Source organism: Bartonella sp. AP58NXGY (assembly GCF_042195785.1).
GTDB lineage: Bacteria > Pseudomonadota > Alphaproteobacteria > Rhizobiales > Rhizobiaceae > Bartonella.
Genome location: NZ_JBHIOY010000002.1, coordinates 162,240 through 176,686 on the forward strand (window position 1 = coordinate 162,240; position 14,447 = coordinate 176,686).

Sequence of the window (14,447 nt, forward strand, 5' to 3'; positions counted from 1 at the left end):
AGGATTGCAAAATTCTCCTCATCTTTCCTCAAGTGGTGTGGTAAATAATAAAAAAACAGGAGTGACAGACAGTGCTGTAGATGGAGAGGGTGGTCATGGAGTGGATCATATGGATGCTCCAATAACAAGTCCTGCGGTAAACGCTAACATTTCTACGATAGAAACTGTTACTGCCCCATGATAACAAAACTGTACAGCTTCTGTTGAAGGAAACACAGTATTTTCATCAAAGGTGGAGAGCCGATATAGAGCGAAATTGATTATGGTTTTGTCATCGATTTATGCAATCAAATACGCATGGGCTCGATATGGTAAATCGAGTCTTGTGGGATTGAAAAGTTGTTCTCATCTTGCCTCAAGTGGTGCGGTAAATAATAAAAAAACAGGGGTGATTATTGCTTGTAGATGATTTAGGTTGGTGCCATCATACTCTTTGCATCTTTATCGCCCCTTTAATTTCGATGCAACTTTTTGATTTATAATAATAATTCATTGTTTGTATATTGAGTGAGAGTTGCGATTATCGTAGGATTCTCGCATTTTGAAGCTGTTTCATGTTGAATCAATCAAAACCATATCTGTTGCTTTACAAGCGGGGAGAGCCCGTGTGGAGTGAAACTGTATAAGACAAGGACTAAAAATGGCTCTTATGAATTGTCTCAAGTGCCAAGGGCTGTCGCAAATATCCACGAGCTGGCAAATGTAATGATGGTGCCGGTTTGCTTCTTCATAAGCAACAAGTTTCGTACGCTGTGTTCATAAGAAGCATTTTTAATCTTTTCTTTCGTTTTTCCCACTCCATTAGCTGTGCTTGTAATTTGCAACAGATATGGTTTTGATTGATTCAATATAAATAGATTTGAAATGAGAGAAACTTGTCGTATTTGGATTTTTTATTAAAGGTGTAAAAAATAAATTTTCCACTTATGCCATAAAAACATCGTTGTTTAGAGCGGTGATATAAGGCATGAAAAGCTTTAGATATTTAAGTGTTTTTAGATATCGTGATCAAGTATTCAGGGCAGGGCTTGTCTATCGCGCCTTATGAAGTGAACCGCGTAAATGGTCAGCAGGTGAAACCTGCCGAGAGAGGCTGGACTGTTGATTGTCCGGTGACTGGTAGGAATCTTCCTCCTTTGAGGTGTGGGGAGGAGGTCAATCTGAGAGATCACTGTGATGTGGAGATTGTATCCATTATAAGCGGTGTGTGAGCTCGAGTTAATGCCAATGTTTTTGTTATGAGAGCGGATGGAAGCATATCCGGTGATAACGAAGTTTTGTAGAGCGCAAGCAACAACGGTGTGGTGGAGAAATGCTGTTTGTGTGTGATGTGGAGAGGGCAAACAATGGCGCAGACATTGACTTGAATAACCGGTGAGATGACTGTTTGCGCTATGCGCATTCCCCGTTTTATGGAAAAGTCTTTTTGACCACAATTGATGAAAAGGACTTTGACTTTGCTGTGGTCATCACTGTTAATTATTCCAGGGGGGCATGTGATGCGCTGCTTTAGGGCTTATGCTAGAGCGTGAATGGATGTGTGGCTTTAAAAGCCCAAGGGGTCAATGAAAGAAATAATCAATGAAAGATGAGGTCTGTTGGAATAAGGGCACGCTCTTCAGGTGGCAAGAGTGAGCGTTTCTTCTTTTCCAATGGCGGCGTGTAGATTGCGGCGCGTAGATTAAGGCTAGCAGAACCAGTTGTTGTATAATGAGAAAGTTTCCTTGTCTCAACTGCAAGACGCTGAACGGATAACATCACGGGGTATGAAGGCTGAGAAGAGACAAAAGAGAAGAAAGCATGCTTGTTTAGAAGCCGCATTTCATGAAAGAGTCTTGGGAGTAAATATACGCTTTCTTGAGCTTTAAAAGCCCAAGGTAATTTAGGTGCAGATTGTGCGGTGTGTTGCTTTAAGAGAAGTGGTTTTTTAAGCTTCTTAAGTGTGCCCCGTTGAACCAAAACCTCCTGTTCCACGGCTTTCACTATGGCTTTGAGGACTGTCTTTTTGTTCTGGTTCAATGGCGCAGACATTGACTTGAACAACCGGTGAGATGACTGTTTGCGCTATGCGCATTCCCCGTTGGATAGAAAAGTTTTCTTGTCCCAAATTGATAAGGAGGACTTTGACTTCACCACGGTAGTCACTATCAATTGTTCCAGGAGTGTTGAGGCAAGTGATGCCATGCTTTAAGGCTAAGCCAGAGCGTGGACGTATTTGTGCTTCAAACCCAAGTGATAAATGAAAAATGAGACCTGTTGGAATAAGGGCACGCTCCCCAGGTGCAAGAGTGAGCGTTTCTTCTTCTCCAATGGCGGCGCGTAGATCAAGGCCAGCAGAACCAGCTGTCGCATAATGAGGAAGTTCTAAACCTTGTCCATGTGCAAGACGTTCAACGAATAAAGTTACAGGGTGTGAAGGTTGAGAAGAAACAGGATTTTCTTGGTTGTTGAGAGGTGCGTTGGTTTTAGTGTGCGGCATGATCAAGGCATTTCCAAAATATGAGGTCTAGAAGAAAATGATACTTTAACAAAAGATACCCATAAAACAAGTCGATAAAGGTTTGTTTATGGAGGTTGTCCCCAGAGCTTGGTTATCATCTCTTGCTAATCTAGAATACTCTACAGCATTATCCCAAAATACTATCAACAGAATTCCAAAGAATGGCAATATATTGATTAATAATGATAATTCACTATTTTTGTATGTTGAATGAGAGTCGCGAATATTTGTAAATTTCTCTTTTTTTGAAGCAATCAAAACCATGTCGCTTGCGCGTTACACGCTGAGAGAGCCCGTGTGGAGTGAATTTATATGAGATAAGGACTAAAAATGCCTCTCATGAATCATCTCAAGGGGCAAAAGCTTTTGTTCGTAATATTCAGGGTTAGCAAAGTGTGTGATGGTGCTGGTATATCTCTTCAACCTATTGCTGGAAAGTTTTGCGTTTTATGGCGTTGTTTGCCTAAAAGAGCGCGTGCTTTTGTTGTTGCCTGTAAATCAACATCCAACTCTAAGGCAGCCACATGTTTGAGACAAAGATTAAGAGCTCTATAAGGCAACACATTGATTTATAATGATAATTTATCTTTATTCATATTGAGTTAAAACTCCGAATATCGAAAGATTCTCTCATTTCAAATCTGTGTATGTTGAATCAATCAAAATCACTTGCTTGCACATCATAAGCGGGGTTGGCGTGTGGGTAAAAACTGTAGAAGAAAGGATTAAAAATGGCTCTTATGAACCGTCTTAAGAGCCAAGATCTGTGTCGCAACATCTACGAGCTGGAAAAGTGTGTGATGGTGCCTTGCTTGCTCCTTCATAAGCGTAAAGATGGTGGTGCTCAATGGCTTTATCGTTATACCATTCACGGACGCCGTCGTGAAATGGGCTTGGGTGCGTTGCGAAACGTTTCTTAAAAAAAGTACGTGAATGTGCAAATCAATGGCGTTCTGTTTTACATGAGGGGCGTGACCCCATTAAAGAATGTGAAAAACAAAAACGTGAAGCAATAAGCAATCTCCATTATTTAAAAGACATTGCTTTAAATGCTTTTGAAAGTGGTAAAGCCGAACTAAAGAATGATGGTAAAGATGGTAGCTGGTTTGCGCCTTTGCGGCTTTACATTCTCCCTAAATTAGGCTGTTTTCCCATTTCAGAGATTAAACAAACAGAGATACGCGATATCCTTGCTCCTATTTGGCATACAAAAACTGGAACTGCTTAAAGAGACATCCCTTAATGCACCCAAGCCCATTTCACGACGGTGCCCATGAATGGTATAACAATGGCATAACGATAAAGTCATTGAGCACCTCCATCTTTACGTTTGTGAAGGAGCAAGCCGGCACCATCATACACTTTGCTAGCTCGTGGGTGTTGCCGACAGCTCTTAGCTCTTAAGATGGTTCATAGGAGGAATTTTTACTCTTTTTTTTCCTTATTTTTACCCCCACGCTAGCTCCGCTTTTCGCTTTTGACGTGCAAGCAAGTGATATTAATTGATTCAATATGAGAGGGTTTTGGAATGAGAAAATCTTATTCTATTTGGAGTTATGATTCAAGTTGAAATGATTATTTATCATTATAAATCAATATGTTATTTCTAAAAGGAACGACACGTTAGAGATCTAAATCATGGATTGTGGATAGGATTTCTTAGATACTGCCGATAAGAATACCCGTGGCAAAAACCAAGGCACCTCCAATGATGACCTGTAAAGAAGCGCGCCAAAAGGGAGTCGACATGAATCTGTTCTGAATCCAGACGATGGCGCCTAGTTCGAAAAAAACAATGATAAAGGCAATAATCGTCGCTACATAAAAAGAATTGATTAAATAGGGAAGGGTATGGCCTAATCCTCCTAATGTGGTCATAATGCCGCTGGCAAGGCCTCTTTTTAATGGCGAACCACGTCCTGATAATTTGCCGTCATCATGGGCTGCTTCTGTGAAACCCATCGAAAGTCCCGCACCAATTGAAGCTGAGAGCCCTATCAAAAAAGTTTGATGCGTGTCTCCCGTGGCAAAAGCTGCGGCAAAAATGGGGGCAAGGGTGGAAACAGAGCCATCCATTAACCCTGCAAGACCTGGTTGAATCCACGTCAAAAGTGTTTGTCTTTGCGTTTTTGTAGGCTTTTTTATGGTGTGATTTGCCGCTGTTGTTTTTGAGGAGGAATGGCGGCTCTTGCCTTTCACAAGAGAAGTTTTGTCACATAATGAACCGATAGTGTTTGCACGATTATGGCAAGAAAGGCACAAAAGTTGCTTATAATTTTTAAGCTCTTGAAGCCCCATGGCGGTAAAAATCGCGGCTTCCCTAGAGGAATAAGGTTCGAGAGCTTTTGCATATTTTAAATAGAGCGCCGCATGCTGCTCTTTTGCTTTGAGTGCGCGAATCATCATTGTTTGTGCTGAACGAAAGAACAGAGCTTTACGTTGTACAAATGAAAAAAACGATTTCAACATTTTCTGTTCCTTTGCACTTTAGAATAATTCTAAAACATAAGAAAAATAAACCGAAAGTCAATCTAAAAGTTCAAAACTGAAAAATTGCAAAAAGGTTGCAGTAAAAAAATGCTGGGGTGCTATGAAAGTAAGCTGGCAAATAAATTCAAGTACAGGAAGATTTATTAAGTGGGGTCGAGAGGGGGGCGTGAAAGCATTGAGAGAAAATATGCTTTATTATGCTAAAGGGACGTTTTCAATGGAGCGTTCCACTGTAGTGTGCTAGAAAATATATGGAAATAAGCGGGCACTATCATTCATTTGACGGATTCAAAAGACGATGATAATCTTTGGAATTTGAGATAATTCTTTAAAAGAGACTTTTTTCAAGGAACAAATGCCTATTTCATGAGGACGTTCGTGAAGAGTATAAAAGAGTAAAACAGTAAAGCCTTCATACAATAATATACACTAAATAATATAAACTCCATTGAGTCTTTCCATCTTTACGCTGCATAAAAGATATTGATTTATAATGATAATCTAGCGTTATTCATATTGAATTAGCCTCCCGAATAATGTGGGATTCTCTCATTTCAAATCTGCTTATCTTGAATCAATCAAAGTCACTTGCTTGCACGTTACAAGCGGGGTTGGCGTGTGGGTAAAAACTATAGAAGAAAGAACTAAAAATGACTCTTATGAACCGTCTTAAGAGCCAAGGGCTGTCGCAACATTGGGGGCTGGCAAATATAATGATAGTGCTGGCTTGTTACTTCATAAAGAGCAAGCCGGCATCGTCATACACCTTAGCTCCCAGTGTTGCGACAGCTTTTAGAACGGTTCATTATAGGCATGGCATTTTATTGTACAGTTTTACGCCAATCATTCCGCTTGTGGAGGTGTAAGACAGTATTCTTATGATATTTACGCGCATTTTAGCGTTGTTACAGCTTTTGCATTTAGGTGGATTTGTTAGCGTGTAACGAATTATCTTTTGTGCTGTAATTGCAGGGACAGATAAAGGTGGGAGTGCATAAATGACAGAGATATTATCATATCAAATTGTTTGATCACGCATAAAAATTTATGCTTTATGAAGGGGCATTTATCGCCTTGTAACTTGCCTGATATCTTGCATGAAAGCCCAAAATTCAGTAAAATTCTCTCACTTCAAAACTTCTTATCTTAAATCAATTCAAATCATTTTCTTGTGTATCACAAGGAGGAGTGTGGGTGCTGTGTTTTTATTTAAAGTATGGGATGAATTGAAATGTGAGAAGTGCATAATCTCTACGCGTTAACAAACGTTTTTGATGTTTTTAAAAAAGAGCGAAATTGTGCAGAAAAAAGAGGAACTCTATGGACATTGATGATAGTTTAGAATGGTTTTTGGGTTTGCACAAACTAACAATACCGCAGGCAGCGCTTTTAATAGTTGGATTAAATCCAGGAAAGTGTTTGTTTCACGATGAAATGGAACCAGAAAAGAGTGATATTTACGAAGATAACCTTTCCGTATCATCAGAGAAAACTGCTTGTTTCCGAGGAGCTTATAATGCCATAGTTCAGGCAGGAAAAGACGATCAATTAAAGATAGAATGGTCGAGTTTTTCTAATTATATAGAGACATATTCCTCATATGTTCTCGTTGATGATTTAAAAGAATGGCTTTCGTCGCGTGGTCTGCGTCCTGCGTTTTTTTTTCCTGAGGATGATTCTGCTGAGACTAAGGATCAGAAATATTATGCGTTTCAAGATCCAACGCATCCACGTTATGCTCCAAAGCTTGCTGCTATTGTTGCGGCATGGGAAGCGGTGAGTGAGGCTGAGGGTGGTAAAACTGTTAAAGGAACGCTTATAAAGTGGCTGCAACAGAATGCTGATCAATATGATTTACGCAATAAGAAAAATGGTAAGTTAAAAGAGGATGTTATTGAGCAGCTTGCAAGTATTGCGAATTGGGAACCTACCGGAGGGGCGCCTAAGACACCTGCCAATTAATTTTATCAAAAGAAAAAAACAAAAAAATCACTAAAATTGTGCTGCTTTTTTTGATAATTTTGAAGGTAATCTCTTTTTCTGGGGGAGATTTTTACTTTTCTTCCCTAGATTATAAGTAATTGTTTTTCAATGAAAATAATTTTTATAGTGTTCCTCTGACTGTTCAGGCGGGGGAAAATAGATATTTTGGGGCAGTAAAATTTACCCTGTAGTTTTCGTAACTTACCTCTCTATTTTTGTTTGATTTTTTTGGGCACTTTTAAAATCCAAATCAACTGAAATGGAGTTAAATATGAAAAAAAGACTTTCTTTTTTTACGGTGCGTGGAAGTGCAAAAAATTCTCAAGTAAGTGCACCGATATTGGAGCAGCCTGTTGCTGATGAGGTGGTGCGTAAATCGTTTAGAATAGGTCTATTATCGTGTTGGTTAAAGTTTGAACTTACCCTTGTTATGGAAAAGGTCAAAGCTGAGCGTCATGTGCGCTCTCCATAAAGAAATCTTGTCATCTCTTATGGATTGCAAAAAAGAGGTTATTGATATGGGGTGCAAAAAAAGAGGCAGTGAGAGCATCAGAAATTTGGCAGTAAAGAAAATTAATTCAATCGTTTGGCATAGTTTTTTTGTTAATGTGAAGCTTATAGCCTATGTGAAGCCTATATTATATACGGGAGCATTTCTGCTTTATGAGAAATATTCCCATTTATCGAGAATTTTTCTGCTTGTCATAGTTTTTTCTCAAAAGGTGTGAAGGTTTTTGCTTTTCGTAGAAACTTTTTGCAAAACAATACAGGCGGATGTGCTTTTTTAAAGTTATGGCTTTTTATGGACTGAAAAAATTCCTTTTGAAGCGATATAGAAGCTTATAAGGGAGAAAAATAGGCTTGAGACGACATTCCAACCGGCAAATGAGAGAAAAAGAAAGCGTACGGATGCTTCAGAACAAGAAGGAGGATGAATGTTGTTTAATTGGTTAAGCAGCTGGTTAACGTCTGAGGTTTTTCTCATTGCGTTTGAACCACAACTGAGGGGCGCTTCCCAAAAGCCATATTCAACACCTGCATGATAAACAGCTAAAACAAGGCTGATGCTCATTAAGATGAAAACACATAAAAATAAAAGTTGTATCCAAGAAGACAGGCGAAAAAAATATGCCCCAAAACCCGCTAAGAGCAAAAATGGTATGGCACCGTAATAGGGAAAACGCTCTATGAGACATAAATCGCAAGGAAGATAGCCGCCAAGATATTCAAAACTAAGGGCGAGACCTATTGTGGTGGACAAGCAAAGAGTGAGAAAAAAAGCCCAGAAACATTGTTCTTTTCTGCTGGGTTCAATATGAAGGTGCTTGTGTAAAAGTGGGTGAGAAGACAAAACGCATGCCATTAAGTCTGTTCCTTATAAAAGCTGCTTATTAAAAAAAGCGATGAAAACCCCATAAATTAAAAGGAGACTAACAAAACCAATGAGAATAATCCATTTGAAATGCTGTGCTAAAAAATTCATTGCTTTTTGCCCAAAATGTTTCATAAGCCACGCGAGAAGATAAAATCGAGCGCCTCTGGAAAAAATACAAATAAGAATGAAAAATTCAAGACGCACACTCATAACACCAGCCAAAATTGTGACAATCTTGATGGGGGGAAGATGTAAAAAACCTGATGTGATCAGTAAAATAATGAGAAATTGTAGGGTTGCATTGTTTTTTAGAGATTCAAAACTTTCAACTTTACCGTAAAATTCTAAAATAGGTTTGGCAAGGGTGTCATAGGCAAAATGTCCTATAAACCAACCGGCAATTCCTCCTAAAACAGAACAGATCGTCGCAAGAAAAGCATAGTGATAAACCCGCTTTTGATGGATAAGGAGCATTGGAATATATAAAACATCTATGGGGATTGGAAAAACAGAACTTTCAATAAAGGCAATGAAACCAAGCCAGTGTGGTGCTGTACGCCGATTTGCTAAAGAAATCGTCCAAAGCTTTAATTTGTTTAATATCATGTGTTTTTTATAAAATTAAGAGGTAAAGACTTTACAAATGAGGTTTCTATAAATCCGGTAGAGACAATATTTCATAAAACAAATAAAAAATGATATGAATTCTAAAAAAATGAGAAGTCTTCTGTTGACGAATCTGTTCTTCTTCATATAGTGCAAAAGGGTAATCGACAAGTCTGTCTTTTATAGTAATGTGCGGGTGTGGTGGAACTGGTAGACGCGCCAGACTCAAAATCTGGTTCCGAAAGGAGTGTCGGTTCGAGTCCGACCACCCGCACCACTTATAGATTTTCTACACTATCACTTGATATCGTTGTTTATCTTATTGTATTGTTTTTATTTAATTAATTGTCTTTTATATACGACCTTGATATCTGATGAATCTGTCAAAAGCGCAATTCAAAAGGTGGTTTAAAAAGTGATTAGGAAAACAAGAATACGTAATAGATTTGCGGCTTTCTCTGTAAAAAAAATTTGCCTAAAGGTAAATATGCGGATGGAGCTGGACTTGTGTGGCTTATCTCGACCGCATGAATACTTTCCTTTATCTGTTATGACATTTGAAATTGTATGAGAGTAACCTCATCTTTGGATTTGGCTTTTTTCGCTCTAAGGGATGAAAATTCTAAAACCCGTGCTTGTTTGTAAATGATACAGCTCTTTTCAGTGGGGCACATCTGCTGGACATTGCAGGGGTAGAGTACTTATATCATCAAATGACGGTATTCTATTATGCTGTAAAACAGCGTTGTTGAGAGCATTGATATAAGGCATGAAAAGTTTTCCATATTATTAAGTGTTTTTAAATATCGTGATCCGTATTCAGGGCAGGGCTTGTTTGTTGCACTTATGAAGTGGACCGCATGAGGGGTCAGCAGGTGGAACCTACCCGTGAAAAGCTAGACTGTTGACAGACCAGTGGCTGGTAGGAATCTTCCTCCTTTGAGGTGTGAGGAAGAGGGCAAGATGTAAAAAGATAAGGTTATTTTTAAAATAATTATATATGAATCTGCTTGGTGCTATCGATGAGTGAGAACTTTTAATAGGACTACAGCTTATGGGAAAATAGAATAGAGTTTGTTCTTGAAGGATGCTTTGCTGGTTGCTGTTGTCATGTCTATGATTGTTTACAATGATGTTGGTGTTATTTTTTTGATGCGCTGCATAAAGACACTTCATTTGAAGTGTTATTATAATACAACCTCCTTAAAACGTTAAAGCGTTTTTTAAGAGGCATTGGATATTTCGGGAAAGGGCTTGCCCATAGCGCTTGATGCATGTTCATCACATGAATAGCAAGCCAAGAGAAACTAGACTCTATTAAGAATACGACCTGTTTACAGACTGGTGTGGGTTTTGGATTTTTTATCCTTTGAAGAGGGAGGCAAGTGAATTCTCATGACCCTATATAAAGTGAATCCTATAAGCAGGAAGTCGATGAATTTACACCGAAAAAATCGGATTATTTATAGGTTAGTGAGGGAAGCTTTCAGATGTGAAGAGGAGATTATGTTCCTTATTTGCGCTATTCAAAGGATTGTCATCTTTTCTTTTACTGAACGGTTGTCTTTGACAACAGAGTTTTTTCTTACAAGAGTGTACAAATATGCAAAGTGTGAAGATATAAGTGGAAAGCGGATTGGATAAAATCTCCAAGGATGGATTTGTTATCTTGTTTGGTTGTCTTATGAAGTTAAGTGCGAGAAGTGGTTCGGGGTGTTACTATTCAAAACAACTGGATTGTTTATGGGGTAAAGAGAACGCTTTCCTTTTTAGACGTGAAGAGAAGGTTGAAAATTTAACCTATGAAACAATCTCCTATTTTATGCTGTTGTTATGTTATCATCATATGAAGCTGTCATTAATGCGCTGTATCCGTATTTATTTTAAAGAAATATCTCTTATAAGTGCTCTCATTCATTTTACGATGGCGCCCAATTGTAAGATGTTAAAACACTCGTGAAGTGTATAAAAGCTTTAAGAAGAAGCAAGCCGGCACTATCACACACTTTGTGCTCGCTCGTGGGTATTGCAACAGGCTCTTAGCACTTTAGGTTTCTTTATAGCTCTTGGTCCTTGAGATGGTTCATGAGAGGCTCTTTAAATTCTTTCTTGTACACATTCACTCCATACAGGCTCTCCCCGATTATAACGTGTACGCGACATGATTTTGTTTGAGTGAACAAGAATAGATTTGAAATAAGAGAATCTTACGTTATTCGGGACTCCCATTCAAGGTGAATGATTCTAAATTATTTTTATAAACCAATGTGTTGTAGCTATTATATTCCAAATGCATACCATGAAAGGTTCAAAGGATGGGAGCTTGCTTTAAGAAAAGTTGGATTGTTTCGTAACCATTTGTTTGAAGTTTAGCACTGGTTTCAAAAATCTTCGTCTTTCTAAGGGAAAAGGCGCTATAAAAAAACCCTGTTTTTAACAGGGTTTTTTAACAGTTCAATTTTTACAAGATATTAGAATTTATAAGCAATGCCAAGGCGAAAATCATGTGTTTTTGAGGCGATTTTAAGTTTATCGTCGGCAAATTTCTGTTTAAAAAAATCTGAATAGCGATATTCTGTACGCATGACGATGTTATCTGTCATTGCAAGATCAAAACCACCACCAATAGTGTAACCAACCATGATTTTTGTCTCATCTAATACATTGCCAGAAGCAAATACTGTCGAATCTTCTTGCGATTTTGTTAACAGTGACATGATATATTGCATCTGTGTGTAGGCGATACCCCCTGCAATATAAGGCATAAGACGATGGGAAGCAAAACCAATACGCGCGCGTGCGGCGCCAGCCCATTTTTCTTTCAATGTTACACTGCTTACAACAATGTCACCATAGTTGGGTATCGTTTCATCTTGGGCTGCAGGTTTTATAATAGGAATCCCAGCTTTTTTAAAGGCAACGTTAATCGTGTCTAATTCATCTAGAATTCTCTTTTCATTGCCTGTTTGGGTGTCTTTTCTCCCAGACCAGACCATGTCCGTATCAAAACTGAAAATAAGGTTATTTCCCAGATCAATATTAGAGCCTGCATACAAACCTGCTCTCAATCCTGATGGTTTGGGAGATAAGCCTCTATCAACCCAAGCCCATTTCCCCTCTCTGGATTCTTGTGCGTAATTTAGAGTGTTTTGACTGGAAAAATATCCAATTTGTCCTCCTAAATAAAAACCAGACCAAGAAAAAGGCGCAGAGACAGTAACCGGTGAGATACGTGGCGATAAAACGTTTGACGATGAAACATTCGATTTTGGTTGCTTAAAGATTACCGTATCTGCTGCTTGCGCTGTTGAAGCGGTAATGAAAGCGAAAATAGACAGCGTAATTAAACATTTTGTATTCATAAAAACGTCCCCAATTTGTTTTAAATCAAAACACATTGTATATTAATTGGTTAAAAAAATCTATAGTTAATATCATTATGAAAAATAAAATCCTCTAAAAATTTATGCCTACGTAACTTTGAAAGTTTTTTTAACTTGTTTTTCATGCGGTTTTCATTATGGAAGCGTTGATTTGCAAGCTTTTTAATATAGTCCTTCATTGTACTCTATGTTTTAGAAAACATTATGCTATAGCAAATAATGTTTTAGTTTGTTATAAAAACCATTATTTTATATATAAAAATACTTTTTATTATTTATTCGATAGACGCAATATCCATTATGGGTGATATTAAAAATGCATGTTAGCGCTGTTATATTCTTTGCCAGTTTCCAATATTGCGATAGCTCTTGGTGTTTGAGAAATGCGTGACGTTATTTTTTTCAATCGTTTTTATTTATATGACGCTCTCGCTTATGACGCTCAAGCGAATAATTTTGGCGAATAATCTTGATTGATTCAATACAATAGGAAGAACAAGTAAGGGGCAATACCAAGAATAAAAAGGGGAGAAGTGGGAGAATCTTAAGATCATCAGGCTTCTTATGCACCATGTAAAACGATAAATTATCTCCCTTCTTGTTTGCCTAAGCTAGAATGTGGATCAGAGCCTAAAACCGAATGTCATGGGTAGCTTTAAAGAGATTAGTGCACATCTATTCAGGCTTTTGTGGAAATGGGTGAGAGCTCCATGAGGAGTGGGACTCCCATGAGGCGTGAGGGCTTCCATGTTGGGGGAGGGGCTTTAAATTTATTGCGAGTAGTCTTAAAGGAGACCTCCGAGAGTAGGCGGATTGTTTCGGCAAAGGCAATGTTAAAACCGTTTGGTGCATTAAGTTCTGTTCAAAGAGTTGTTCTTCTTTTGGCAATATCCTGATTTATCAATGATAATTGAGTGCTCTTCAATGTGTATGAGAACCTTGACCGCCTTAAGATTTTCGCGTTTGTTGCTTGTTGCATCAAACAAAATCTATGTCTCTTGCACGTTACAAGCGGGGAGAGTCCTGTGTGGAGTGAAACTGTATAAAACAAGGACAAAATCCCCTCATGACTCCAATACCAAGGGATTTCACGCAATCGTGGGCAAGAGTCGCAACGGCGATGAGAGTCTAATGAGACCCTAAAATGAATGTTGTAGAGTCATCATAATCGGGGTGTTTGCATCCCGATTTTTTAACAGAAAGGCTTAAGAAGTTTTCATCTTCTTTATAGGGGCTTTTGGGGAGAATAGACTGATTTATAAGTGGATAATTTAGTGCTCTTCAACGTGAATGGGACCCTTAAACATCTTAAGGTTTTCTCGTTTCAAGTTTGTTGCTTGTTGTATCAAACAAAATCCATGTCTCTTGCACGTTACAAGCGGGGAGAGCCCTGTGTGGAGTGAAACTGTATAAGACAAGGACAAAAGCCCCCCATGAACTTGTCTCCAATACCAAGAGGTGTCACGCAATCGTGGACGTTGGTAGAAGTTGTGTTGATGGTGCTGGTTTGCTCTAAGCGTAAAGATGGGGGCGTTCAATGGCGTTTAAGGCTATATCATTTACGGACACTGTCGCGAAATGGGCTTGAGAACAAGAGATATGTTTCTTTAAAAAACGTGTAAATTAGCTACGCAAGTATATTTGATTTGGGGTGTTCTATTTTACATGAAGGACGTGATTCCATTAAAGAACGTGAAAAATAAAAGCGTGAGGCAATGCGTCCTCTCTATTCGTTAAAAGATATTGCTCTTGACGTTTTTGAAAGTTGTAAGGCTAAATTAAAGGATGCAAAGCTGGAGATTGGTTTTACCTTACGGCTTTACATTCTTTGCAAATGAGGCTGTATTTTCATTACAGAGATGATCCAAAAAGGGATATGCAATACACTCATCCTCTTTGGTATATAAGCTGCAACAGTAGAGAAAACCCTCAAACCACTTTAATCTTTGTTTCAAAGCTACATTAAAGGATGCAAAGCTGGAGATTGGTTTTACCTTACGGCTTTATATTCTCTGCAAATGAGGCTGTATTTCCATTACAGAGATGATCCAAAAAGGGATATGCAATACACTCATCCTCTTTGGTATATAAGCTGCAACAGTAGAGAAAA

General features: G+C 38.4%; 11 protein-coding genes, 1 tRNA gene and 5 pseudogenes. 7 read left to right on the forward strand and 10 right to left on the reverse strand.

Going from position 1 to position 14,447, the window contains the following annotated elements:
* A pseudogene (locus ACFINC_RS02015) lies at positions 1–181 on the forward strand (hypothetical protein); the annotation flags it as partial.
* Between the two features lie 987 nt (positions 182–1,168).
* Here ACFINC_RS02015 and ACFINC_RS02020 read toward each other — a convergent pair.
* The 5 genes and pseudogenes from ACFINC_RS02020 to ACFINC_RS02040 form a co-directional block, all read right to left on the reverse strand.
* Positions 1,169–1,501 (reverse strand): hypothetical protein, encoded by a 333-nt coding sequence (locus ACFINC_RS02020; protein WP_375615987.1) that lies wholly within the window; start codon positions 1,499–1,501, stop codon positions 1,169–1,171.
* Positions 1,502–1,578: 77 nt separating this feature from the next.
* Positions 1,579–1,959: a hypothetical protein gene (locus ACFINC_RS02025; protein WP_375615868.1), complete on the reverse strand. Its 381-nt coding sequence runs from the start codon at positions 1,957–1,959 to the stop codon at positions 1,579–1,581.
* Positions 1,937–2,479: a dUTP diphosphatase gene (gene dut, locus ACFINC_RS02030; protein WP_375615869.1), complete on the reverse strand. Its 543-nt coding sequence runs from the start codon at positions 2,477–2,479 to the stop codon at positions 1,937–1,939. Before dut ends, ACFINC_RS02025 begins: the two co-directional genes overlap by 23 nt.
* A 45-nt stretch (positions 2,480–2,524) precedes the next feature.
* Complete coding sequence (locus ACFINC_RS02035; RefSeq protein ID WP_375615870.1) at positions 2,525–2,764, reverse strand: hypothetical protein; 240 nt, start codon at positions 2,762–2,764, stop codon at positions 2,525–2,527.
* A gap of 161 nt (positions 2,765–2,925) precedes the next feature.
* Positions 2,926–3,045 (reverse strand): annotated as a pseudogene (locus tag ACFINC_RS02040) (integrase); the annotation flags it as partial.
* Positions 3,046–3,231: 186 nt separating this feature from the next.
* Here ACFINC_RS02040 and ACFINC_RS02045 point away from each other — a divergent pair.
* Positions 3,232–3,725 (forward strand): annotated as a pseudogene (locus tag ACFINC_RS02045) (integrase arm-type DNA-binding domain-containing protein); the annotation flags it as partial.
* Here the strand turns inward: ACFINC_RS02045 and ACFINC_RS02050 are convergent.
* Together ACFINC_RS02050 and ACFINC_RS02055 are read right to left on the reverse strand one after the other, a co-directional pair.
* Positions 3,717–3,907 (reverse strand): annotated as a pseudogene (locus ACFINC_RS02050) (hypothetical protein); the annotation flags it as partial. The pseudogenes ACFINC_RS02045 and ACFINC_RS02050 overlap by 9 nt on opposite strands.
* 252 nt (positions 3,908–4,159) lie before the next feature.
* Complete coding sequence (locus tag ACFINC_RS02055) at positions 4,160–4,969, reverse strand: VIT1/CCC1 transporter family protein (protein WP_375615871.1); 810 nt, start codon at positions 4,967–4,969, stop codon at positions 4,160–4,162.
* 671 nt (positions 4,970–5,640) lie between these two features.
* Here ACFINC_RS02055 and ACFINC_RS02060 point away from each other — a divergent pair.
* The 3 genes and pseudogenes from ACFINC_RS02060 to ACFINC_RS02070 form a co-directional block, all read left to right on the forward strand.
* Positions 5,641–5,744, forward strand: a pseudogene (locus ACFINC_RS02060) (DUF4102 domain-containing protein); the annotation flags it as partial.
* 566 nt (positions 5,745–6,310) lie between these two features.
* Positions 6,311–6,952, forward strand: a complete 642-nt coding sequence (locus ACFINC_RS02065; protein ID WP_375615872.1) for a hypothetical protein — start codon at positions 6,311–6,313, stop codon at positions 6,950–6,952.
* 292 nt (positions 6,953–7,244) lie between these two features.
* Positions 7,245–7,445: a hypothetical protein gene (locus tag ACFINC_RS02070; RefSeq protein ID WP_375615873.1), complete on the forward strand. Its 201-nt coding sequence runs from the start codon at positions 7,245–7,247 to the stop codon at positions 7,443–7,445.
* 318 nt (positions 7,446–7,763) lie between these two features.
* On the opposite strand, the gene ACFINC_RS02075 is transcribed toward ACFINC_RS02070, so the two are convergent.
* Both ACFINC_RS02075 and ACFINC_RS02080 read right to left on the reverse strand, forming a co-directional pair.
* Complete coding sequence (locus tag ACFINC_RS02075) at positions 7,764–8,336, reverse strand: disulfide bond formation protein B (protein ID WP_375615874.1); 573 nt, start codon at positions 8,334–8,336, stop codon at positions 7,764–7,766.
* 12 nt (positions 8,337–8,348) lie between these two features.
* A complete protein-coding gene (locus ACFINC_RS02080; RefSeq protein ID WP_375615875.1) occupies positions 8,349–8,954 on the reverse strand; it encodes a YqaA family protein in 606 nt (201 codons plus the stop codon).
* Positions 8,955–9,146: 192 nt separating this feature from the next.
* On the opposite strand from ACFINC_RS02080, the gene ACFINC_RS02085 reads away from it, so the two are divergent.
* Positions 9,147–9,231 (forward strand) — tRNA-Leu (locus tag ACFINC_RS02085).
* 2,194 nt (positions 9,232–11,425) lie between these two features.
* On the opposite strand, the gene ACFINC_RS02090 is transcribed toward ACFINC_RS02085, so the two are convergent.
* Positions 11,426–12,316, reverse strand: coding sequence for an outer membrane protein (locus ACFINC_RS02090; protein ID WP_375615876.1), 891 nt, complete (start codon positions 12,314–12,316; stop codon positions 11,426–11,428).
* Positions 12,317–13,065: 749 nt separating this feature from the next.
* On the opposite strand from ACFINC_RS02090, the gene ACFINC_RS02095 reads away from it, so the two are divergent.
* A complete protein-coding gene (locus ACFINC_RS02095; protein ID WP_375615877.1) occupies positions 13,066–13,233 on the forward strand; it encodes a hypothetical protein in 168 nt (55 codons plus the stop codon).
* The last annotated feature ends 1,214 nt before the right edge of the window (positions 13,234–14,447 follow it).

Excerpts from the sequence above, each read along its gene's own strand:
- dut (WP_375615869.1), bottom strand. The coding sequence starts at position 2,479 with ATGCCGCACACTAAAACCAACGCACCTCTCAACAACCAAGAAAATCCT.
- ACFINC_RS02035 (WP_375615870.1), bottom strand. The coding sequence starts at position 2,764 with ATGGTTTTGATTGCTTCAAAAAAAGAGAAATTTACAAATATTCGCGAC.
- ACFINC_RS02055 (WP_375615871.1), bottom strand. The coding sequence starts at position 4,969 with ATGTTGAAATCGTTTTTTTCATTTGTACAACGTAAAGCTCTGTTCTTT.
- ACFINC_RS02065 (WP_375615872.1), top strand. The coding sequence starts at position 6,311 with ATGGACATTGATGATAGTTTAGAATGGTTTTTGGGTTTGCACAAACTA.
- ACFINC_RS02070 (WP_375615873.1), top strand. The coding sequence starts at position 7,245 with ATGAAAAAAAGACTTTCTTTTTTTACGGTGCGTGGAAGTGCAAAAAAT.
- ACFINC_RS02075 (WP_375615874.1), bottom strand. The coding sequence starts at position 8,336 with ATGGCATGCGTTTTGTCTTCTCACCCACTTTTACACAAGCACCTTCAT.
- ACFINC_RS02080 (WP_375615875.1), bottom strand. The coding sequence starts at position 8,954 with ATGATATTAAACAAATTAAAGCTTTGGACGATTTCTTTAGCAAATCGG.
- ACFINC_RS02090 (WP_375615876.1), bottom strand. The coding sequence starts at position 12,316 with ATGAATACAAAATGTTTAATTACGCTGTCTATTTTCGCTTTCATTACC.
- ACFINC_RS02095 (WP_375615877.1), top strand. The coding sequence starts at position 13,066 with ATGAGGCGTGAGGGCTTCCATGTTGGGGGAGGGGCTTTAAATTTATTG.